This window comes from Antarctobacter sediminis, assembly GCF_019218285.1.
Taxonomy (GTDB): Bacteria; Pseudomonadota; Alphaproteobacteria; order Rhodobacterales; family Rhodobacteraceae; genus Antarctobacter; species Antarctobacter sediminis.
In genome coordinates this window covers 1,300,827-1,321,224 of record NZ_JAHUZG010000002.1, presented here as the reverse complement: position 1 = coordinate 1,321,224, position 20,398 = coordinate 1,300,827, and the positions used below count along the sequence as shown (strand labels likewise).

Below are 20,398 nucleotides of genomic sequence, written 5' to 3'. Positions count from 1 at the left end.
CAGGTCGTGTTCAGGGGATGATCCGCTCGGCCCGCAGACGGTCGAACACATCGATGAAGCTTTGCGCGGTGTCCTGAAATGCGTCGAAGCCCAGCGCTCGGCATTTGGCCATCGAATGCACGCATTCCATCGGACGGCCGAGATCCAGATCGCTGTGCCATGCAGAGGCCAGCTTGCTCAGCGGGTTGCGCTGAAGATTGTGCTCTTCGACCAGCTTGTCCCAGGCCGGGCCGCTGTCCTTCATCTGCTCTTCGAGAGAGTTGTATTCGCCGGGATATTCCGCCACTTCGACGTCAAAGTATTCGGCGATGGTCTGCCACAGCTGTTCCCAGCGAAAGACATCCCCGTTGACCGCGTTGAACGCCTCGTTCCGGGCGTTCGGCTCGGTCGAGGCCCAGACGATCTGCTTGGCAAGGATACGTGCGTCGGTGATGTCGTTCAGACCACGATAGGCGGTGGGCGATCCCGGAAACCGGAAGGGTTGGCCGGTGGCCTTGCAGATCGACGCATGGGTTGCCAGTGTCGCCCCGATGTTCATCAGGTTGCCAACCGCGTAGCCAATGATGGTATGCGAACGATGCACCGACCAGCCAAAGCCGTGCTTGTCGCTGTATTCCATCACCACGTCTTCAAGCTCGTAGTAAAAGTTCTTCTTTTCCAAACGCGGCGCAGTTTCGCGGAACGGCGTGACGGGCGTGACCTTGCCGTAATCCTCGAACGGGCCGAGGTAATGTTTGGTCCCGGTCACAACCGCGACATGTTCGACACAGCCTTTGTCCTTGAAAGCATCCAGAACGGTCCGCAGCATGTTGCCGTTCAGGCGAATGTTGTCGTCCTCGTCTTGGCCAAGCGTCCACGAGCAATAATAGATGTGGGTCGGTGACAGATGCGACAGCGCCGCAACCGCCTTGTCGTGATCCATCAGATCAACCTGATGGCTGTGGATATAGGATGCGCCCTGCGGTGCCCTGCGGGACACGCCGTGGATTTCCCATCCGCCCAGAGCATGAAGATGTTCGGCGACATTCAGGCCGACAATGCCGGTCGCCCCGACGATTAGCGCGCGCTTGGCGTACATGTGATCTCCTCCGTTTTCGAAACCGCGGGTTGCGGCTTGCAGCGAAGGTGTCACGGAAGATTACCCCTTCACAGAAGCGATGCGGCAAACGTAATGTGAATTATTTTCACAGCCGGATGGGGTATGATCCGCGCGTGGGACATGGTGGTCAGGGGGAGGCACCGGGATGATAAATCGCGGCGGAGAAATGGAAATCTTTGTGCGCGTGGTCGAACATGGCAGCTTTTCGGCCACGGCGCGGGCGCTGCGGCTGACACCGTCGGCCGTGTCCAAGCTGATCTCCCGGTTGGAAGAACGGCTTGGTGTCTCGCTGATCGTGCGGTCGACCCGTGGCCTGCAACTGACGCCCGAAGGCGAGATCTTTTTCGACCGCGCCCAGATGATTGTCAGCGAGATCGAACAGTCGGAACGCGCGGTGTCCTCTGCCTCGGAAGAAGCGCGTGGCACCCTGCGCGTCAATTCCAACATCCCATTCGCCCAGCATTACCTGATGCCGATCATTCCCGGCTTTCTCGAAGCCTATCCGGGCATCACGCTGGACCTTGTCCAGACCGACATGCCGGTCGATCTGATCTATGAACGTGCCGACGTCGCGATCCGCACCGGACATCTGTCAGACAGTTCGCTGCGCGCCCGCAAGCTGTTGGAAACGCCACGCCGGGTGGTGGCCTCGCAAAGCTATCTTGACCGTTTCGGCACGCCGAAGCACCCGACCGACCTTGAGCGGCACAATTGCCTCAACTTCAACATCAAGCGCAGCCTCGACATCTGGCCCTTCGATGGCCGCAAACACGGCGAACCCGAAAGGCTGGATCAGGCGGTGAAAGGCAATCTGCGCGTCAGCGATGGTGAAACCATGCGCCAGATGGCACTGGCCGGGGTGGGCATTGCGCGGCTATCGGATTTCCACATCGGACCGGACGTGGCCCAGGGCCGGCTGATCCCCCTGCTGGAGTCGTTCAACCCCGGCGATACGGAGCCGGTGCAGGCGCTGTTCGTCGACCATGCGCATCTTGCCAACCGGATCCGGGTCTTTATCGACTACGTGGTCGACGCGCTGTGAAGCGCCGCAGCCCAATGAACCTCTTCGATGTGACGCGGTTTCACCCGCACATGATCGGGGATCGGCAGCGGCGCATTCGCGCTGCGCAGATGTTCGCAGATCAGCACGGAAAACGGATCTGATCCAACGTTCTCCAGGTCGTGCAGCAGGAACTCCTTTTCCTGAAACTGGACGTGTTTCACCTGCCCGGGATCAAAGCTGTACCGGTCTTCGTTGCCGTGATGATCCAGCGACCGTGCCGTCCCGGCGGTCAGGGCAACATGGAAATAATCCAGCACATGACAATGAAACCCCAGCCGCTCGCCGGGATCCAGGTCCAGCCGCCAAACCCGCACGCGCGCGTTTTCAGACAGGACGTAGCGCCCGACACAACCGTTCCGGACATTGCGCAATATCTCTTGTTGCAGTTCCTCCGGCCAGTTGGCCGGAGGTGTGACGTTCGGGGCATTTGTGACTCTGACTTGCATGACCCGTTACCCCGTTTTCGCTGCGCGGCGGCTGTACAGGCCAACCATGACGATGATGACCAGACCATAGGCGATCTGCTTGGCGGCCTCTGGTGCCTGCATGATCGACAGCATCGAGGACATCAGCGTGATCAGCAGCACACCGGCCACGGTTCCTGCATATCGGCCGGTGCCGCCGAACAGGCTGGTGCCGCCCAGAACAACCGCCGCGATGCCGGGCAACAAATAGGGATCGCCCATACGCTGATAGGATTGGCCGGCGTATCCGGCCAACATCATGCCGCCCAGCGCGCTCATCACCCCGGCAAAAACAAAGGCCAGAATGGTCACGCGCCGCGTATTGATCGCCGAGAGATACGCCGCCGGTTCCGACGTGCCCACCAGATAGACGTTTCGGCCAAAGACGGTGCGTTTGAGCAAAAAGATCGTCAGCACGGAAACCGCGATCCAGACCAATACAACGGCGGGCAAGCCCAATACCTTTCCTTGGCCAAGCGCGCTCATCACCGGTGAGGGCTGGCTTGCCAGCGCGTAGAAGCCGCTGAAATAGACCAGCAAGCCCAAAAGGATATTGTTGGTGGCAAGCGTCCAGATCATCGACGGGATCCGAAGGAATGCAACGCCGAACCCGTTGACGAAACCAACCAGTGCCCCGACGCCCAGACCCGCCAACAGGCCCAGTTCGCTGATGCCCGCCTGCGGATTTGCTCCGACCACTGCCGTTGAAATCGTTGCCGCCGCCGTCATTGTCCATGGGACGGAAAGGTCGATCTGCCCCAGCAGGATAACCACCATGGCACCCGCCGCGACGATGCCCAGAAAGGCCCCGTTCTGCATTTGCTGCGCAAGATAGTAGGGCGAGAAGAACTGCGGGAAAAAGGCGCCGCCCACAAGGATCAGAGCGATGATGGCAATGAACACGGACCGCGTCGGCCCGTCGAAAGGCAGCGACCATGTGACCGCCGGCTTGTCGTTGACTGCGCTGCTCATTGGAACACCTCCATGCGGTTCTTGATTTTCAAAAGACGGGTTGCGCCAAAGGCCACCGCGATCAGCAAAACGGTGCCTTCGAACAGCGGTTGCGCCAGCGGTTGCAGCCCGATGAAGAAGATCAGGCTGCCGATGGTGCGCAGGACCAGCGCCCCGGCGATAGAGCCAATGACGCTGCCCGCGCCTCCGGTCAGCATGGTGCCGCCGATCACCACCGCAGCAATCGAGTTCAGCGTATAGGTCAGGCCGATCGACGGATCCCCGGAAAGGGTTTGGAACCCGATGAACAATCCGCCAAAGGCCGCAAAGACACCGCCCAGCGTATAGGCCGCTATCTTGGCCCGCGCGACGTTCAGCCCCGAGGCTTCGGCGGCGGCCTCGGACGATCCGACCGCGATGATGGACCTGCCAATCGGGTGGCGTCGGATCGGATACCACAAGGCCACCGCGCCCAGCATCACAAGGATGGCCGAGGGCACCATTCCGAACACGTCCATCGTCATGGCATCACTCAACGCGATGGAAACCTCTCCGCCGGGAATCGGGCGCACCAAGAGCGCCAGCCCGGTAAAGATCGCGCCGGTCGCCAACGTGGCGATGATGGCTTGCAGTTTGCCAACCACGACAACCAACCCGTTCACCAGCCCGCAGAGCGCACCCACCGCGACAACCGCCAGAACGCCCAAGGCGACTTCGTAGGGGCTGCCGTTGACAAGGTGCGAGGCGATGCAATTCGTCAGCGCCATGATGGGACCGATGGACAGGTCGATGCCCTTGGACAGCACGACAATCGTCTGACCCACGGCCAGCAAAGCCAGCGCCGCGCATTGGTTCGACCAGGTGGTGAACACGCCCAGCGTCGCGCCGCGGGGATGAACCGACAGGAAAATCCCCATCAGGATCGCAAAGATTCCCCATGCGAACAGCACGCGCCCATGTGTTTTGAAAAAGCCCTGAGCCATCATGCCACCCTTTCTTCTGCACCGGCGCCCATGTTGAGCGCGCTGGACAGGATGTTCTGTTCGGTGAGTTGGTGGCCGGAAAGCTCTGCGTTGATCCGGCCGTCGTACATGACAAGCGCACGGTCACAGAGACCGATCAGCTCGTCATAATCCGTGGTGTAGAGCAGGATCGCCAAGCCATCCTCGGCCAGATCGCGCAGCAGGCGATAGATTTCCTGCTTGGTGCCGACGTCGATCCCGCGTGTCGGGTCGATCAACAGCAACAGCCTGGGCCGTGTCGCCAGCCATTTCGCGATGACCACCTTTTGCTGGTTGCCGCCGGACAGGGTCGAAACGGCAAGATCGCCACTGCTGACCTTGATCCGCAGGGTCCGTATCATCTCGTCGATCAGGGCTTGTTCGCGGGTCTCACTGACAACGCCGCGCGGGCTGATCCGGTCTAGGATCGGGGCCGTCAGGTTGTTGGCAATGGATTGCGGAAGGAACAGACCGCCCGTCTTGCGATCCTCGGGCACCAAAGCAACGCCATAATCGCTGGACAGGCCACCGCGCGGTCCGTCGGGAACCTCGCGACGCGCGCCAATGCGGATCTCGCCGGTTACGCCGCGCAGGATACCGGCCAGTGCCTGCAACACCTCTTGTTGCCCTTGGCCGTCCAGCCCGCCAAGGCCGACGATCTCGCCCGGGCGCACCGCCAGATCGACCCCTTTGAGCCGGTCATTCCAGCAAAGCCCCCGGGTTTCGAGATAAGGGGCGGCCTCGGGCACCCCGCCCGGCTTTGCGGGAAAGATCTGGGACAGCGGTTTGCCGATCATCATCTGGACGATCTCGTCATCGCTGCGGCTTCCGGTGGCAAAGGTTTCCACATGTGCACCGTTCCGAAAGACAGAACAGGTGTCAGCCAGCGCCTCGACCTCGTGCATACGGTGCGAGATGAACAGGATCAGGGTGCCTTCGTCGCGAAGGCGGCGCAGCAGAGCCATAACAGGTTCCACGTCCGCCGCCGTCAGGGCCGATGTGGCTTCGTCAAGGATCAGAACCTTGGGTTTGCGGATAACAGCCTTGGCAATCTCGACGATCTGACGCTTGGACAGCGGCAAGTCCGCCACCTTGCTGCGCACGTCGATGTCCAGTCCGACGCCCATCTCTTTCAGGGTTGCACGGGCCAGCCGTGCCTGTTCACGTCGGTCGATCAGACCCAGCCGCGTGCGCGGTGGATCCGCCAAACAGATATTGGCCGCCACGTTCAGATCCGGCACGATTGACAGCTCTTGAAAGATACACACCAGCCCGTGCCGGGCGGCGTCGCTGGCGCCCTGCATGTGCAATTCCTGCCCGTCCAGCAGGATGCGACCCTCTTCTGGATGCACCACCCCGACGAGCGATTTCATCAGGGTTGATTTGCCCGCGCCGTTCTCGCCGAGAATGGCATGGATCGACCCTTTCGAGGCTTCGAAATGCACGTTGTCCAGCGCAAAGACGCCACCGTAATGTTTGCTAATTCCGTCAAGTTTCAGAAATGCGGATGTCTTGGCCATCGCTATGTCCTCCCAATGGCAAAGGCCCCGAAACAGGGTCCGGAGCCTTGCGATGGCAATCAGTCGTTGGCGTACGACTGCTTTCGCAGTTCGTCCGGGGTAAAGACCATATCGGCGCCGCAGGTGGCATAGCCGGTGACGGTCTCGAAGGTATCCGGCTCGTCCGGGTAATAGTGGACGCCCGCGACCATGTCGGCGGTTTCCACGTTCGGGATCGGCAGGTTCGCCATCGAGGGGAAGGCTTCGCCCTGCAACAGCGCAACCGCAGCGCGCACCGCCAGTGGCCCCATGCCCGGCGACACCGAAACCGAAATGCCGGGGATGCCATTGCCCGCCATCGCCTTGACATAGCCATTCTCGGCATCTCCACCGACCGGCACCGCCGGATGGTCCGCCGCGGCCATGGCATTGGTCACGCCCCGGCACCCGTGCTGGCAGATGATACCGTCGAACTGACCATGAACCGCAAAGGCATCGGCGGTCACGCGCTGCACCGTGCCAGTGTCCCAGTTGCCGACCACTTCGACCACGTCGACATTCGGGTAGTCAGCCAGAACCTGCTCGACACCGACATGACGATCGCGGTCGGTTGAATTGCCCTGAATGCCGCGAATTTCGAGGATGCGGCCCGTCTTGTCCGGCATCTGCGCCAGAACCGACTTGGCCTTGATGGTTTCAAAGTCGACCCAGTTCGGCGTGATCCGCAGGATCGAGTCATTGTCGACGGGGTTATCGAAAGAAACCAAAACCGTTCCGGCGCGATTTGCGCGTCGCACAACCGCATCAAAGGCCGTCGGGTTCACCGCGATGAAAACGATGGCGTCATAGCCCGCCTGAATAAAGTTATCGACGGCGGCAATCTGCGTGGCCACATCCGGGCCGGTCGATACCACGCGCAATTCGCCAATGGTTTCCTTGTTCTCTGCGCGGTTGGCCCATGCCCGAACGCTCTGGATCATCTGTTCGCGCCACGGAATACCGGTGTGCCCGTTGACCAGCGCGATGCGATAGGGCCCTTCCTTGGCCTCGTATTGGATGATCTTTTCGTTGCCCTCGGCCGGGATATAACAGTTCGGCAAATAGGTCTCGGCATTGACAGAAGTCAGGCTGAGTCCGGCAAGAAGTGCGGCAGTGCCCGCCCGTTTCAACAGGGTTCCAAGCGTTGTCATGAATTTCCTCCCTTTCCACATCATCTGCGGCGCCCGGCTCCTCCTGCCGGTCATGTCCGCGATGCGAGTCAGGGTCGTTGGAAACCCGCCTGTTCAGTAGGGAGCAAATTCTCGCGTCATTTGTGAAAAAAATTCACAGGGGGCGGACTGCTTGTCATAGCGCCCGCATTGGGGTGGTCTGTATTCGGATTGCCATGCCGCCTGCGCGCCGGGCAATTACACCCGCATATCCTTGTCGAAGATGCTGTCCCGCAACCATTTGTGGCCGCTGTCCTTGTCGCTTCGGGGGTGCCACGACAGCATGATGTCGAATTTGACCGCCTCGAAAGGCAAGGGAAAGGCGGCCAATTCTACGTCCGGCGATTGGGCCAGACGCTTTGGCAGCACAGCGACAAGATCAGATGTCTGCAACAGCGGGAGGGCAAGCAGGAAGGACGGGACCGAAACCGCGACATTGCGCGACCGCCCCAACGCATCAAGCTGTTCATCGGTCGCTCCTTTGAACCCACCCGACTCCGGGGACACAAGGACGTGGTCAAGGCTACAGAATTCATCCAGTGACGGCAGGCAGGTCCCGCGTGGATGGGCCATGCGCTGTGCAAAGACAAAACTCTCTGTGTACAGCCTGCGCGCCTTGGCATCCTGAGGCGTCAACCGATCCGATGTGATCAGCAGGTCGACCTTCCCTTGTTCCAGCGCGTGCCACGATCTTGCCGTGTCCAAGGGCAAAAGGGCGATCCGCACTTTCGGCGCGGTTTTCGCAAGCCAGCTGAGCGCGGGCAGCGTCACGGTGCGATGGACATAATCAGATGCGGCGATGCAAAAGACGCGGGCCGAGGTAAACGGGTAAAACCCTTGCCCTTCTTGCAAGACCGCGGACAGATCCGCCAGCGCCTGCGAAAGCGGAGCCTTCAAGGCTTCGGCGCGGCTTGTCAGGATCATCGTTCGACCGGATGGGATCAATAGCGGATCCCCGAACAAGTCCCGGAGCCGCGCGAGCTGTGCGGACATGGCAGGCTGGCTAAGATTCATGCGAGCGGCCGCGCGCGTCACATTCCGTTCGGCGAACAGCACGTCCAGCGCCATCAGAAGGCCGATGTCTTGTTGGCGAATATCCATCTGTTGGATGATAGCAATACTATCTATCGATTAGAACGATTGCCTTGGCAGCAGTATTTTGGGGACAGATTTCGGAGGCCCCCAATGACCTGTTTGCCAAGATCAGCCTTGCTCACGCTCTCAAGCGCCTATTTCATCCTTGGCGTGTCGTCATTGGCTGTGGTTGGTCTGGCAGCGCCGATCAGCACGTCGCTGGACGTGCCGGTTGCAGCCGTTGCGCAGCTCGTCACTCTCTTCGCGCTGACCTATGCCGTGGCGGCGCCGGTCTCGCAGATGCTGGTCGGCGACCGGGACCGTCGCAGCCTTCTGGTCATTGGCCTTGCTTTGATAGCCTTTGGATCAATCGTCGGCGGCTTGACGGCCAGTTACGCCGTTCTCGCCGTGTCCCGCGTCACAATGGCCTTGGGCGGGGCGCTTGTGGGACCGATGGCTTCGGCCGCAGGGGCTGCCCTTGTGACAGATGGCCAGCGTGGCACGGCGCTTGGGATCGTCTTTGGCGGAATGACCATTGCCACGGTTCTTGGCGTCCCCATGGCCACATGGCTGGGCACATTCCTGAGTTGGAACATGGTTCTGATCGTGATCGGCGCACTGGCGGCATCTGTGGCCGTCGCCGTGAGGCTAACCCTGCCAGCAGGCTCATACGGCAACCGCCCGGACATGCGCACGCTGGCCAACCTGGTTCTTGACCGGACAAAAGGACCGGCCATCGCGGTTACATTCCTGCAAATGGCCGCGCAATTCGTGACCTACGCGGTGATCGGCGTCTATCTCACCAATACGCAGAACATACAGCCGCAATATTTGCCCGCTGCCCTCATGATCTTTGGTGCCGGCGGTATTCTGGGGAATGTGCTCGCCACGCGGCTGATTTCGGTTCTTGGCCACGACAAGCTGATCCTGCTCAGTCTTGCCGGCTTGATCGGCAGTTTCGGTGCGTTCCTTCTGCTGTCCGGCGGTGGCTTGCTGTCCCTTGCGATCCTGGGTGTCTGGGCCGCTTTCGGGACGCTGATGATGGCGCCGCAACAGGCGCGGCTTGTTTCTTTGGCACCGGCGGCGTCGAACACCATTCTCGCGCTGAACGCCTCGGCCCTCTACCTCGGGATGGCTGCGGGTGCCGCCCTTGGCGGGACCATCCTTACGCTTTTCTCATCACAAAGCCTGCCTGTCTTCTCGGCTCTGCTCTCGGCGGCGGCGCTGGCGAGCTTCCTCTTCTCTGGCCGTGGGGCAGCAGACTTTGCTCCAGCGACAGACGCAGACATCAAATCCTGACACTTGCCAAAGGACTCAAAGATGACCAACCCCGACAACTCTCTCAGAAACAAGGCCCTTGTCGAAACCTTCGTGGACACGATCTGGAACCGCAAAGCGTTTGACCGGCTGGCTGAATTTGTCGATGAGGGATACGAGCAGCACAATCCGAACCTGCCCGATGGCCGAAGCGCACTAGAGGGGTTCTTGCGCGGCTTTTACGCCGAAACCATGCCCGACGGGCAGTTTACGATTGCCCGCATCATTGCCGAAGGCGACATGGTTGTAACCCATTGTCTTTTCAAAGTTTCAGCAGAGTACAACGGCACCGCAGTTGTGGATATCTACCGCATCGCGGACGGCAAACTCGCGGAACACTGGGATGTCCGCGAAGCTGTTCCCGCGGCTGCGGCAAGCGGACGACCCGTCGTGTGAAAGGTCGGGGCGCCGTGTTTCCGAAGGCGCCCCAGCCCTATGCCCTCAGCAGATCGCTCAGACGATCAACCGGGGGCGGTCGATGCCCTTTCTGGCCGCGGGATTAGCGCCGCCCACAGGCAGGGCAGGCGCGATCAACAGTCACTCTGTAACCGGGCCGAGCGTTACGGTGAATTCAGGATTGAACCCGACGATCCGGTTCACGCCCGGGCCGAACTCGGTCAACACGATGTTGTTCGAGATGACCCGTGCCGTCGGCAAAGCGGAACCTTCGGGAAGTTCTGATCCGGGGTCCAAAGTGACCGCGGTGATCTTTTGTCCCTCCGGCAATTCGATCGTAAAGTAATTCCGATCAAACTGCCCTTCTGGCAGCACGCCCCCGACTTCTTTGGAAAAATCCGTCTCGACCCATGTGAAGCGGATTCGCTCTAGCGAAACATCTACGTCGTACAGGGCGATGTAGCCGGGCAATTCCACGCCGTCCGCCAGTCTGGCGAAGGTGCTGTGCGTCCAATAGAGTTCGCCGCCTGTGCTGCTGTCTTCGTATGTGTTGGTGATAAGCATCGCGCCTCCTTCCGTCCGTTCCGCCAGCAATGGCGAGGAAACGAAGGTCAGGATGGCAGCGATCTGGGCAAACAGTTTCATGTCCATCTACCTCTCGGCCAATCAAAAATGACCGTTGTCATGCGGAAGCGTTTCAGGGAGTGGCCCGATAACATCCCAATGTTCCACGATCTTTCCGTCTTTGAGGCGAAAGACGTCCATCGAGGCCAGGTTGAAACCGGGGTATTCGCCTTGGATGACGACCATGTCGCCTTCGGCAAAGATCTTGTGAACGGTGTTTTCAAACGGACCGCCGAAACGATCGACCAGCCCGGCAAAGAAGTCCAACCCATCTTCGCCATTCGGGCTGCTGTGCTGGATGTATAGATCGTTGATGATATCCGGCAGGATCGAGACGTCGCCCTTACCAAAATAGTCGTCATAGACCCGCTTGACTGTGGCCATGTTTGCCACTTCGATCTCAGGCGATGTGGGTTTGGGAGACGGGCCACTGACCATGTCGCGCCCGGATTTGTTCGGTCCGCTGTTTTCTTGGGAATGGTCCCAGTGTTCGCCAATCTTTCCGTTGTCGTTAAAGCGGAAAATGTCGATGTAGACCCGATTTTCGCCCTCATCGAGATAGTGAACAGCGGCATACTCTTCGTTGGCAATGACACGGCTGGGGCTGAATTTCGCAGCGACCTCTTCGTTCAACCAACCTTCGTCACGGCCTTTGGTCACGACAGCGACAAGCGCGTCCCGGCCGTCCTCGGCAGCGGAATGCTGAATATAAACGTCATCGACAAGGTCGGTTATGACTTCCGGCTTGCCGCCGTAGAAACCTTTGAGCAGTGCGACTGCGGCCTGTTTGTTGTGGGCAATGCGATCAGTATCAGCAAAGGCCGGCATCGCGATCATGGTCGCGAAAGCCGCGGCAATCAGCTGTTTCAACATGTGTCTTCTCCATCGGGTTAAGGACGGACCCGATATCGCACCTCTCGTTGCATCTAAAAATCTGAAACTATAGATAGACTATATGGGAAAATCCGATTTCATGGCATTGAGTGTTCAGGACATGCGCCTGCTCCTCGCACTCAAAGATCTTGGTACGGTCTCGCGCGCCGCCGAACAGTTGGAAATCAGCCAGTCTTCGGCAAGTTATGGGTTAGAGAAACTGCGGCGCGCCTTTTCAGACCCGCTTTTCGTGCGACAAGGCGCTGGCATGGCGGCAACGGCCCGCGGAGATGAGGCCGCCGCCTATTGCGCCGACATGCTGCCCGGATTCGAAGCCTTGGCGACCCCGGCGCGTTTTGATCCAGCAACAAGCACGCGAACCTTTCGGATTGCGGCCACAGCCTACGAAATTTTCGGACTGTTGGCCGATCGACACCAAGCTCTTCGCCAAGAGGCCCCGCGCATCGTTTTGCATGTCGATGATATCGACAATCCCAATGCCGTCGAGAAACTGCATGGTCAGTGGGACATGCTGTTTTCACCCTATGTGCCCGAGACCGGGGGCCTGAAGCAACGAAAGCTGTTTGAAGATTCCTACGCCATCTTTTTTGACCCAGAGCAGATCGAACCGCCAAACAGCATCGAGGCCATCGCCACCGCGCAACACGCGGTGGTTTCCCGGGACGGGAACACCCGAACCAATGTTCAACGTGCTTTGGAAGCGCGAGGAGTAAACCGTCGGATTGGTCTCATTGTTTCGAGCTTCGAACATCTGCCCACGATGATGCGTGGCACGCCGCTTGTTGCAACGCTTCCCCAGCGTTTTGCCAATGGCCTGTTCCAAGATTTCGCGCATGTTCCCGCGCCGCTCGGCTTGCCGAATTTGTCGCTGTATATGGTCTGGAGCGGCGCGCATGATCCAGACCCCGGGCATCGCTGGCTCAGGAACTTCCTGGCTCAACGGACCGGGGCGACCAGCGGTGAGGCCTGACACCTAGCTTCAAGTGAACGGCTGCGTCACAGCAGCCCTCTGCCCGCAAGTACAAGGCCGAACCGAAAACGCGACCGCGGATCACCGCGGCCGCGCAAACTCTTGGGGATCGCGCAGGATTATGCGCAATCTTCCAGACGATCAGAAATCCAGATTCTCGACCGTCAGCGCGTTTTGCTGGATGAACTCGCGGCGCGGTTCGACCACGTCACCCATGAGCTTGGTAAACAGATCGTCCGCCTCTGCCATGTCGTCGATGGTGACTTTCAGCAGGGTGCGCGCGTCGGGATCCAGCGTGGTTTCCCACAGTTGATCCGGGTTCATCTCGCCCAGTCCCTTGTAGCGTTGCAGGCTCAGGCCTTTCTCGCCCTCATCAAGGATGGCCTTCAACAGGTCCAGCGGGCCCTGGATCACCTGCCGACGCTCCTTGCGTTCCAGAACCGCCGGGCTGTTGTAGACATTTTGCAGGCTTTCGGTGAACGATCCTGTCTTGCGCGCCTCACCCGACCGCAGCATCGGACCGTCCAGCGTACGGACCTCTTCGACACCGCGCAGGATACGCGCAAGGCGGATGCCCTTGTCCTGCGTGATCCGGCCCATCCAGCCGCGCTCATACTCCAGCGCGATCAGGTCCAGCCGGGCGGCGACCTTGTCAGCCACGCCTTGCAGGTCTGCATCCACCGCCCCCGGCACAAAGGCGCCGGCGATGGCCGCTTGTTCCAGGATGTGGCGCGGGTAATGCGTGGGGAAGGCATCCAGCACGCGCTTGAGCTGGCGCGCCTCGTCGACAACGCGGACAAGATCCTGCCCGACGATGACCTCTCCATGACCCAACCGCAGTTGCGCACCTTCGATCCCTTGCTGGATCAGGTAATCGTCCAAGGCTGTCTGGTCCTTGAGATAGACCTCGGATTTGCCCCGCGCGACCTTGTACAGCGGCGGCTGCGCAATATAGAGATAGCCGCCTTCGATCAGCGCAGGCATCTGCCGGTAGAAGAACGTCAGCAAGAGCGTCCGGATGTGCGCACCGTCGACGTCAGCATCGGTCATGATGATGATCTTGTGATAGCGCAGTTTCTCGATATTGAACTCATCCCGACCAATACCGGTGCCCAGCGCCATCACGAGGTTGCCGATTTCCTGACTGGACAGCATCCGGTCGAAGCGCGCACGTTCCACGTTCAGGATCTTGCCGCGCAGCGGCAGGATCGCCTGATTGCGCCGGTCCCGACCGGTCTGAGCCGATCCGCCTGCCGAGTCACCCTCGACCAGGAACAGTTCGGTCTTGGACGCATCCTTTTCCGAGCAATCCTTCAGCTTGGCCGCGTTAAAACTGACATCCATCGCAGTCTTGCGGCGGGTCAGTTCGCGGGCCTTGCGCGCAGCTTCACGAGCCAGAGCAGCCTCGATGATCTTGCCGACGATCTGCTTGGCCTCGTTCGGGTGCTCCTCGAACCACTCGGACAGCTTTTCGTTCATCAAACCTTCGACGGCTGGACGCACCTCGGAGGAAACCAGCTTGTCCTTGGTCTGGCTGGAAAATTTCGGATCCGGGACCTTGACCGACAGAACGGCTGTCAGCCCCTCACGCGCGTCGTCCCCAGTAAAGTTGATCTTTTCCCGTTTGGCGATGCCGCTTTCCTGCGCGTATTTCTGCAAAGTCCGCGTCAGCGCACCCCGGAACCCGGCAAGGTGCGTCCCGCCGTCCCGCTGGGGAATGTTGTTGGTAAAGGGCAGCACATTTTCGTGGTAGCTGTCGTTCCACCACATCGCGACCTCGACACCGATGCCGTCCTTTTCGCCCTCCATGTAGACCGGTTCTGTCATCACGGATTGCTTGTGCCGGTCCAGATATTTGACGAACTCGCGAACACCGCCTTCGTAGTGCAGTTCGGTCCTTAACGGTTCGGCCGGCCGTTCATCTTCGAGGATGATGCGCACGCCAGAGTTCAGGAACGCCAGTTCGCGCAGACGTTTTTCCAGCGTTTCGAAACTGTATTCGAGGTTAGAGAACGTATCGGTCGAGGCAAGGAAACGCACTTCGGTCCCGGTCTCACCTTCGGCCTCACCTACAACACGCAGATGCTCCGATGTCTCGCCGTGTTCGAACTTGGCGTAGTGCTCTTTCCCGTTGCGCCAGATGCGCAGCTCCAGCCAGACGGACAGCGCGTTCACGACCGAAACGCCCACGCCGTGCAGACCGCCGGACACCTTGTAGGAATTGCTGTCGAACTTACCCCCGGCGTGCAACTGGGTCATGATGACCTCGGCCGCGGAAACGCCTTCCTCGGCGTGTATGTCGACGGGAATACCCCGGCCGTTGTCGCGCACCGATACGCTGGAATCTGCGTGAATTTTCACGTGGACATAGTCCGCGTGTTTGGCCAGCGCCTCATCGATGCCGTTGTCCACGACCTCATAGACCATGTGATGCAGGCCCGAGCCGTCGTCGGTGTCACCGATGTACATGCCGGGGCGCTTGCGCACCGCCTCCAAGCCTTTGAGAACCTTAATGGAATCGGCGCCGTATTCATTCGGCGCCGCGGGCTGGTCGGACATTGCCTGATCCTTCGTTATTTTGGCCCAAGTTATAGAGGTTTAGCGGGGGATTGTCACGCGACAGACACAATATTTGGTAAGCTGACGCCCGCCGATTCCGCCCGTTCTTGTGTCAGAAAAGCGGACCCAGAAAATCGACCCTCTCGGCCTTGGGCCATGCACCGTCGGCAAGCGGACGGACGCGCAGGAACGGGCTGGTCTGGTCGGTGATTTCGACGGTTCGCGCGCCTTCGATCCGGAGGTGACGGAACGGATTGCTTTGCGCCACGAACCCGGCCCTGTCGTACAGGGTCCGATCTCCGATCAGGATCGCAAACCGCGCGCGGCCTGGCATGTGCACGGCGTGATCCAGCAGCGCCGTGGCATGCCCACAGCCGCGCGCATCCGGCGCCGTCGCCACATCGCCGATCCCCAGCACGTCGACCAACTCATCGCCAAGGCGGATGGCCCGCAGGAACAGCGAAAGATGCGACAGGATCTGCCGGTCGCGCCAGACAAGCCGCATGTGGGGCCTTTGTTGATAGAAACTGCGCCCCCCAAAATCCGTTGGAAAACACCGGCGCAACAGATCCGCAATCCGTGCCTCATCCAAAAGGGACAGATCCGGCTCCGCGATACAGTCAATCATGGCGGTCAACGCGGCTTTCGCCAGCATCATCGGTGACTTCGAGGTACTGCGCACGGTCGCCCAGTTCAGAGAACAACTCAGGCCCCGTGCCCGTCATCCAGGCCTGCGCGCCCAGAGCCGTGATTTCATCATAAAGCGCGGCGCGGCGGTTTGCGTCCAGATGGGCCGCGACCTCATCCAGCAAGAGGATCGGCGCCGCGCCGAAATCCTGCGCCAGGGCCCGCGCATTCGACAGGATCAGCGAGATCAGCAGAGCCTTTTGTTCGCCAGTGGAACAGTCAGCCGCCGGAACCCCTTTGGCCGCGAACACCCCGTATAGGTCCGTCCGATGCGGTCCGACCAACGTGCGGCCCGCTGCCCGGTCGCGAAACCGGCTTTCGGCAAAGGCCTCTTTCAGGTCCGCCTCGCTGGCGGGCAGGCTGCCCTCGGATTGCTGCAACTCTAGTTCGGCGGCGGGAAAGGCGGTTTCCGCGGCGTCCTGTGCGGCCTGCAACCGTGCCAGCGCCTCTTGCCGGTTCGCTGTCAGAACAGCGCCGGCGCGCGCCATCTGCACCTCAAGCGCCAGATACCAATGCGCATCCCGCACGTCGTCTTTCAACAGGCGGTTGCGTTCCCGCATCGACTTTTCGTAGTCCAGCGCCGCCTGCGCGTGATCGGGAAAGAAAGACAGGGTCAAACGGTCAAGGAACCGCCGCCGCCCCTCGGCGCCCTCGATCCACAGGCGATCCATCGACGGGATCAACCAGACACAGCGTGAAATGCGCCCAAGCGCGATCTGACTGGCGGATTTATCATTGATGGTGACGCTGCGCGCGCTGCCCTCTTCCGAGGTAAAGGCGATCTCGTTTTCGCCCTCGGGGCCGCTTAGATGCCCGGTGACCTTCCAGCCAAGGCTTTCGGGTCGGCGTGCCATCTCAGCGGCAGAGGCCCGGCGCAGGCCGCGCCCAGGAGAAAACAGCGAAACCGCTTCGATCAGGTTGGTTTTCCCTGCGCCGTTCGGCCCGAAAATCGCCACGGGCCGGGCATCGACCTGAACCGATGCCCGCCGGTGCGAACGAAAATGCGACAGGGTCAGCTGGGTAAGGGCAAGCGACATGCGTCAGGAGAGTTCGGCGAAACCGTCTCGCCTCAGACCCGCATGGGCATGACCACGTAGACCGCGCTGGAATCGCCACCTTCGCGCATCAGGGTCGGATCCCCGGACGAATTGAACAGGAAGACGGCATTTTCCCGATCCACCTGGCTGGCGATTTCCAGTAGGTATTTCGCATTGAAACCGATCTCCAGCCGCTCATCGCCATAGGCCACGGCAAGTTCTTCTTCGGCGGCTCCGCTGTCGGGAGCGTTGACCGACAGGACAAGGCGATCCTCGTCCAACTGCATCTTGACCGCGCGCGAACGTTCCGAGGATACGGTGGCCACACGGTCCACCGCCTTGGCGAACTCCGAGGCGTCCACCTCCATCTGGCGGGTGTTTCCATGCGGAATGACGCGCGTGTAATCCGGGAATGTCCCGTCGATCACCTTTGATGTCAGGGTGATGTCCGGCGTCGCAAAGCGCACCTTGGTTTCCGAAACGGACACCGCGATGTCCATGTCGTCCTGATCCAGCAGCTTGCGCAGTTCGCCCACGGTCTTGCGCGGCACGATCACGCCCGGCATATCGCTGGCACCTTCGGGCAGAGCCGCGTCGATGCGGGCCAGACGGTGGCCATCGGTCGCCACGCAGCGCAACACCTTGCCGTCCTCGCCGTCTGCCACATGCATGTAGACGCCATTCAGGTAATAGCGCGTTTCTTCGGTCGAGATTGCGAATTTCGACTTGTCAAAGAGACGGCGCAGAACCTCGGCCTTGGCGCTGAAATTGCATTCATATTCCGAGGTCGCCATGACCGGGAAATCTTCCTTGGGCAGGGTCGCCAGCGAGAAATGCGACCGACCCGCCGAAACCGAAAGACGCCCAGCGCCGGAATCAGCGGTCAACGTCACCAAAGCGCCATCGGGCAGCTTGCGGACGATTTCATGCAGCGTGACGGCGGACACCGTGGTGCCACCTGCCTTTTCGACCTGCGCAACGGCGCGGTCCAGAACCTCGATATCCAGATCGGTGGCACGGAAGGTGACATTCTCACCCTCTGCCTCGATCAGCACGTTGGCGAGGATCGGGATGGTATTGCGCCGCTCCACCACCGATTGCGCCTGCGCGACCGCGCGCAACAGCGCAGCCCGTTCCATGCTGAATTTCATCGACCTACCCTCTCCGCAACGCCGGGAGGCGCAGCCTAGCGCCTGCTGGCTGACACTCCAAGCCGGTTTTTACCGATTTGTCTTGTGCTTTTGCCAAGGCGTCAAGGCGTTGCGGCGCACCAGTTCGGGTGCGCCGCATTTTTTCCACACGCCTCAGGCTTCGAGCGCCCGCCGCAGCATTTCGACATCCTCGTCGATTTGCCCGTCCTGCTGACGCAACTCTTCGATACGACGCACACCGTGCATGACCGTCGTGTGGTCACGGCCACCAAAACGGCGCCCGATCTCTGGCAAAGACCGCGAGGTCAACTGTTTGCACAGATACATGGCCACCTGACGCGGACGGGCAAAGTTGCGCACCCGCTTGGGCCCGATCATATCGCTGAGGCGAATGTTGTAGTGTTCAGCCACCTTGCGCTGAATCTCGTCGATCGAGATCTTGCGTTCGGACGCGCGCAGAACATCGGCAAGGCTGTCTTGTACCAGATCCATGTTGATCGGCTTGCCCACAAGCGAGGCAAAGGCGAACAGACGGGTCAGGGCCCCTTCCAGAACACGGACGTTCGTGCTGATCCGGTGGGCAAGGAATTCCAACACGCCATCGTCGATCACAAGATCGGGATGCTGGGCGCGATACCCTTCGACCTTGGCCTGAAGGATACCAAGGCGCAGTTCGTAATCCGTGGGGTGCAGATCGACGACAAGACCCGATTGCAGGCGGCTGCGGATGCGGTTTTCCAGATCCTTGATCTCATCCGGGGCGCGGTCGGCGGAAATGATGATCTGCTTGTTCTGGTCCACAAGCGCGTTGAACGTGTGAAAGAATTCTTCCTGCGTCGAATCCTTGCCGGCGATGAACTGAACGTCATCCACCATCAACACGTCGACCGAGCGGAACATCTCTTTGAAGTCCATCATCTTGCGTTCGCGCAGGGCCTGCACAAAGCGATACATGAACTGTTCCGCCGAAAGATAGAGCACCGCCAGATGCGGATTCCGCTGGGTCAGCTCCCAGGCGATCGCGTGCATGAGGTGCGTCTTGCCCAGACCGACGCCACCATAAAGGAACAGCGGGTTGAAGGTGATTGGCCCGCCTTCGGCAACGCGTTTGGCCGCGGCATGGGCCAGTTCGTTCGGCTTGCCCACGACAAAGGTATCAAAAGTAAACCGCGAATCGAGCGGCGCACCGGGAATCTGGCCACGCGCCGCCGGTTGCGGCTGGGCCTGCGGGGCACGCGGCTCTTCCGGTTGCGGGGCAACCTGCGCCTCGACCTCGGGCATGGCAGCGGCAACCTTGATGTCCAGCTTACGGACCTTGGGGGACATCGACATGATATGCCCCAGCAACTGGTCGCCGTAGTTCTGGCTTACATAGGTGCTGAAGAAATTCGTCGGCGCTTGTAGCGTGACCACGCCATCGGGCGTCGATCCCGCAAATCGCAGCGGTTTGATCCAGGTCTTGTGATTGTTTTGCCCGATTGCCTTGCAGATCTGGTCCTGCAAGGCCCCCCATTGCTCTTCGGTCATCTGCCGTTCTTTTCCTCGTTCCTCAATCCCCACGCCGGCTTTTCGCCGACGGCACCCACACCAGCAGGAGGAACAGCACGATCGCCCCCTGCCCTGAGGCAAGAGTGGGGGAGTGACCCCTGATCGTAGGTCGATCAGCGCCCCGGTTGTCCCGTTCGGCACGCTGATACGCGACCAATACTTACTATCCCATGGACATGGCCGGGGTCTTGCCCCGATAACTCATCAATAACGCACCCGCGCCTCGACAAGCAGGTTTTCCTGTACTCACACGCGGTACAGATCAACCGGCAGCCTTGTCCCCCCTGCGAGTCTGACTCGCCTGCTGAAATTAGCAATCTTCGGGAAGAGGCAGCAACCGAAACTACTGCTTGACTCGCCTTTCGGACAAAAAGAATCCCGCGTGTGTTCAAATAGTTATAAACGCAAAAAGGACGCTACATATAGTAGCGTCCTTTTCAAATCTCACTAAATGCGGATCGGGCTTAGCCGAGCGCTTTGACCCGTGCGGCAAGGCGCGAAACCTTCCGCGAGGCGGTATTCTTGTGGAAAACACCCTTGGTAACACCGCGCATCAGCTCGGGCTCAGCGGCCCGCAGAGCGGCGGTTGCGGCTTCGCGATCACCCGATGCGATGGCCTCTTCGACCTTGCGGAGATAGGTGCGGATACGCGAACGGCGCGCCTTGTTGACGGCGAAGCGTTTTTCGTTCTGACGGGCGCGTTTCTTTGCCTGGGGCGAGTTAGCCATGTGATCGGTCCTGCTTTTCTGTCTGTCGACTGTCTACGTATTCCAAAAACGCGCGCGACACGGACAAAGCCGGCATCCCGTGCCGAACCGATTCTTGCCAAAGCGGGCATCACGCGCATGTATGACGG

General features: G+C 60.2%; 19 protein-coding genes. 4 read left to right on the top strand and 15 right to left on the bottom strand.

The features are described from left to right. Positions 1-10: 10 nt before the first annotated feature. Positions 11-1,078: an SDR family oxidoreductase gene (locus KJP30_RS14240; RefSeq protein ID WP_218449925.1), complete on the bottom strand. Its 1,068-nt coding sequence runs from the start codon at positions 1,076-1,078 to the stop codon at positions 11-13. 187 nt (positions 1,079-1,265) lie between these two features. Between KJP30_RS14240 and KJP30_RS14235 the strand changes: the two genes are divergently transcribed. Further along, positions 1,266-2,141, top strand: coding sequence for a LysR family transcriptional regulator (locus KJP30_RS14235; protein ID WP_218449924.1), 876 nt, complete (start codon positions 1,266-1,268; stop codon positions 2,139-2,141). On the opposite strand, the gene KJP30_RS14230 is transcribed toward KJP30_RS14235, so the two are convergent. From KJP30_RS14230 to KJP30_RS14205, 6 genes are all read right to left on the bottom strand, one after another. Continuing rightward, positions 2,120-2,608 carry a cupin domain-containing protein gene (locus KJP30_RS14230; RefSeq protein WP_218449923.1) on the bottom strand — a complete coding sequence of 163 codons (489 nt, stop codon included), beginning with the start codon at positions 2,606-2,608 and terminating at the stop codon, positions 2,120-2,122. The genes KJP30_RS14235 and KJP30_RS14230 overlap by 22 nt on opposite strands. A gap of 6 nt (positions 2,609-2,614) precedes the next feature. Next, positions 2,615-3,598 carry an ABC transporter permease gene (locus tag KJP30_RS14225; RefSeq protein WP_218449922.1) on the bottom strand — a complete coding sequence of 328 codons (984 nt, stop codon included), beginning with the start codon at positions 3,596-3,598 and terminating at the stop codon, positions 2,615-2,617. Next, on the bottom strand, positions 3,595-4,560 hold the full coding sequence (locus KJP30_RS14220; RefSeq protein WP_218449921.1) for an ABC transporter permease: 966 nt from the start codon (positions 4,558-4,560) through the stop codon (positions 3,595-3,597). The genes KJP30_RS14225 and KJP30_RS14220 overlap by 4 nt, the downstream gene beginning before the upstream one ends. After that, a complete protein-coding gene (locus KJP30_RS14215) occupies positions 4,560-6,098 on the bottom strand; it encodes a sugar ABC transporter ATP-binding protein (RefSeq protein ID WP_218449920.1) in 1,539 nt (512 codons plus the stop codon). Before KJP30_RS14215 ends, KJP30_RS14220 begins: the two co-directional genes overlap by 1 nt. Positions 6,099-6,157: 59 nt before the next feature. After that, positions 6,158-7,267 carry a sugar ABC transporter substrate-binding protein gene (locus KJP30_RS14210; RefSeq protein ID WP_218449919.1) on the bottom strand — a complete coding sequence of 370 codons (1,110 nt, stop codon included), beginning with the start codon at positions 7,265-7,267 and terminating at the stop codon, positions 6,158-6,160. 216 nt (positions 7,268-7,483) lie between these two features. Continuing rightward, positions 7,484-8,386, bottom strand: a complete 903-nt coding sequence (locus KJP30_RS14205) for a LysR family transcriptional regulator (RefSeq protein ID WP_218449918.1) — start codon at positions 8,384-8,386, stop codon at positions 7,484-7,486. A 108-nt stretch (positions 8,387-8,494) separates the two neighbouring features. On the opposite strand from KJP30_RS14205, the gene KJP30_RS14200 reads away from it, so the two are divergent. Together KJP30_RS14200 and KJP30_RS14195 are read left to right on the top strand one after the other, a co-directional pair. After that, entirely contained in the window at positions 8,495-9,658 is a 1,164-nt protein-coding gene (locus KJP30_RS14200) for an MFS transporter (protein ID WP_218449917.1), read from the top strand. A gap of 21 nt (positions 9,659-9,679) precedes the next feature. Beyond that, complete coding sequence (locus KJP30_RS14195; protein ID WP_218449916.1) at positions 9,680-10,072, top strand: nuclear transport factor 2 family protein; 393 nt, start codon at positions 9,680-9,682, stop codon at positions 10,070-10,072. A gap of 141 nt (positions 10,073-10,213) precedes the next feature. On the opposite strand, the gene KJP30_RS14190 is transcribed toward KJP30_RS14195, so the two are convergent. Both KJP30_RS14190 and KJP30_RS14185 read right to left on the bottom strand, forming a co-directional pair. Beyond that, positions 10,214-10,723 (bottom strand): hypothetical protein, encoded by a 510-nt coding sequence (locus KJP30_RS14190; protein ID WP_218449915.1) that lies wholly within the window; start codon positions 10,721-10,723, stop codon positions 10,214-10,216. A gap of 15 nt (positions 10,724-10,738) precedes the next feature. Beyond that, the gene (locus tag KJP30_RS14185) at positions 10,739-11,569 is read right to left on the bottom strand and encodes a nuclear transport factor 2 family protein (RefSeq protein ID WP_218449914.1); all 831 of its coding nucleotides are present in this window, start codon (positions 11,567-11,569) and stop codon (positions 10,739-10,741) included. A gap of 82 nt (positions 11,570-11,651) precedes the next feature. Here KJP30_RS14185 and KJP30_RS14180 point away from each other — a divergent pair, with 82 nt between their 5' ends. Further along, positions 11,652-12,560: a LysR family transcriptional regulator gene (locus KJP30_RS14180; protein ID WP_218449913.1), complete on the top strand. Its 909-nt coding sequence runs from the start codon at positions 11,652-11,654 to the stop codon at positions 12,558-12,560. Between the two features lie 141 nt (positions 12,561-12,701). On the opposite strand, the gene gyrB is transcribed toward KJP30_RS14180, so the two are convergent. The 6 genes from gyrB to rpsT form a co-directional block, all read right to left on the bottom strand. Further along, positions 12,702-15,119 (bottom strand): DNA topoisomerase (ATP-hydrolyzing) subunit B, encoded by a 2,418-nt coding sequence (gene gyrB / locus KJP30_RS14175; protein WP_218449912.1) that lies wholly within the window; start codon positions 15,117-15,119, stop codon positions 12,702-12,704. Positions 15,120-15,231: 112 nt separating this feature from the next. Next, positions 15,232-15,747, bottom strand: coding sequence for a GNAT family N-acetyltransferase (locus KJP30_RS14170; RefSeq protein ID WP_246594563.1), 516 nt, complete (start codon positions 15,745-15,747; stop codon positions 15,232-15,234). After that, positions 15,740-16,843, bottom strand: a complete 1,104-nt coding sequence (gene recF, locus KJP30_RS14165; RefSeq protein ID WP_218449910.1) for a DNA replication/repair protein RecF — start codon at positions 16,841-16,843, stop codon at positions 15,740-15,742. Before recF ends, KJP30_RS14170 begins: the two co-directional genes overlap by 8 nt. A 32-nt stretch (positions 16,844-16,875) precedes the next feature. Then, positions 16,876-17,994: a DNA polymerase III subunit beta gene (dnaN, locus tag KJP30_RS14160; protein ID WP_218449909.1), complete on the bottom strand. Its 1,119-nt coding sequence runs from the start codon at positions 17,992-17,994 to the stop codon at positions 16,876-16,878. Positions 17,995-18,147: 153 nt separating this feature from the next. Continuing rightward, entirely contained in the window at positions 18,148-19,521 is a 1,374-nt protein-coding gene (gene dnaA, locus KJP30_RS14155) for a chromosomal replication initiator protein DnaA (RefSeq protein WP_218449908.1), read from the bottom strand. 485 nt (positions 19,522-20,006) lie between these two features. Next, on the bottom strand, positions 20,007-20,270 hold the full coding sequence (rpsT, locus tag KJP30_RS14150; protein ID WP_218449907.1) for a 30S ribosomal protein S20: 264 nt from the start codon (positions 20,268-20,270) through the stop codon (positions 20,007-20,009). Positions 20,271-20,398 lie beyond the last annotated feature (128 nt).

What these genes read in the sequence shown, in the direction of transcription:
- KJP30_RS14240 (WP_218449925.1), bottom strand. Translation starts at nt 1,078, where the DNA reads ATGTACGCCAAGCGCGCGCTAATCGTCGGGGCGACCGGCATTGTCGGC.
- KJP30_RS14235 (WP_218449924.1), top strand. Translation starts at nt 1,266, where the DNA reads ATGGAAATCTTTGTGCGCGTGGTCGAACATGGCAGCTTTTCGGCCACG.
- KJP30_RS14230 (WP_218449923.1), bottom strand. Translation starts at nt 2,608, where the DNA reads ATGCAAGTCAGAGTCACAAATGCCCCGAACGTCACACCTCCGGCCAAC.
- KJP30_RS14225 (WP_218449922.1), bottom strand. Translation starts at nt 3,598, where the DNA reads ATGAGCAGCGCAGTCAACGACAAGCCGGCGGTCACATGGTCGCTGCCT.
- KJP30_RS14220 (WP_218449921.1), bottom strand. Translation starts at nt 4,560, where the DNA reads ATGGCTCAGGGCTTTTTCAAAACACATGGGCGCGTGCTGTTCGCATGG.
- KJP30_RS14215 (WP_218449920.1), bottom strand. Translation starts at nt 6,098, where the DNA reads ATGGCCAAGACATCCGCATTTCTGAAACTTGACGGAATTAGCAAACAT.
- KJP30_RS14210 (WP_218449919.1), bottom strand. Translation starts at nt 7,267, where the DNA reads ATGACAACGCTTGGAACCCTGTTGAAACGGGCGGGCACTGCCGCACTT.
- KJP30_RS14205 (WP_218449918.1), bottom strand. Translation starts at nt 8,386, where the DNA reads ATGGATATTCGCCAACAAGACATCGGCCTTCTGATGGCGCTGGACGTG.
- KJP30_RS14195 (WP_218449916.1), top strand. Translation starts at nt 9,680, where the DNA reads ATGACCAACCCCGACAACTCTCTCAGAAACAAGGCCCTTGTCGAAACC.
- KJP30_RS14190 (WP_218449915.1), bottom strand. Translation starts at nt 10,723, where the DNA reads ATGGACATGAAACTGTTTGCCCAGATCGCTGCCATCCTGACCTTCGTT.
- KJP30_RS14185 (WP_218449914.1), bottom strand. Translation starts at nt 11,569, where the DNA reads ATGTTGAAACAGCTGATTGCCGCGGCTTTCGCGACCATGATCGCGATG.
- KJP30_RS14180 (WP_218449913.1), top strand. Translation starts at nt 11,652, where the DNA reads ATGGGAAAATCCGATTTCATGGCATTGAGTGTTCAGGACATGCGCCTG.
- gyrB (WP_218449912.1), bottom strand. Translation starts at nt 15,119, where the DNA reads ATGTCCGACCAGCCCGCGGCGCCGAATGAATACGGCGCCGATTCCATT.
- KJP30_RS14170 (WP_246594563.1), bottom strand. Translation starts at nt 15,747, where the DNA reads ATGATTGACTGTATCGCGGAGCCGGATCTGTCCCTTTTGGATGAGGCA.
- recF (WP_218449910.1), bottom strand. Translation starts at nt 16,843, where the DNA reads ATGTCGCTTGCCCTTACCCAGCTGACCCTGTCGCATTTTCGTTCGCAC.
- dnaN (WP_218449909.1), bottom strand. Translation starts at nt 17,994, where the DNA reads ATGAAATTCAGCATGGAACGGGCTGCGCTGTTGCGCGCGGTCGCGCAG.
- dnaA (WP_218449908.1), bottom strand. Translation starts at nt 19,521, where the DNA reads ATGACCGAAGAGCAATGGGGGGCCTTGCAGGACCAGATCTGCAAGGCA.
- rpsT (WP_218449907.1), bottom strand. Translation starts at nt 20,270, where the DNA reads ATGGCTAACTCGCCCCAGGCAAAGAAACGCGCCCGTCAGAACGAAAAA.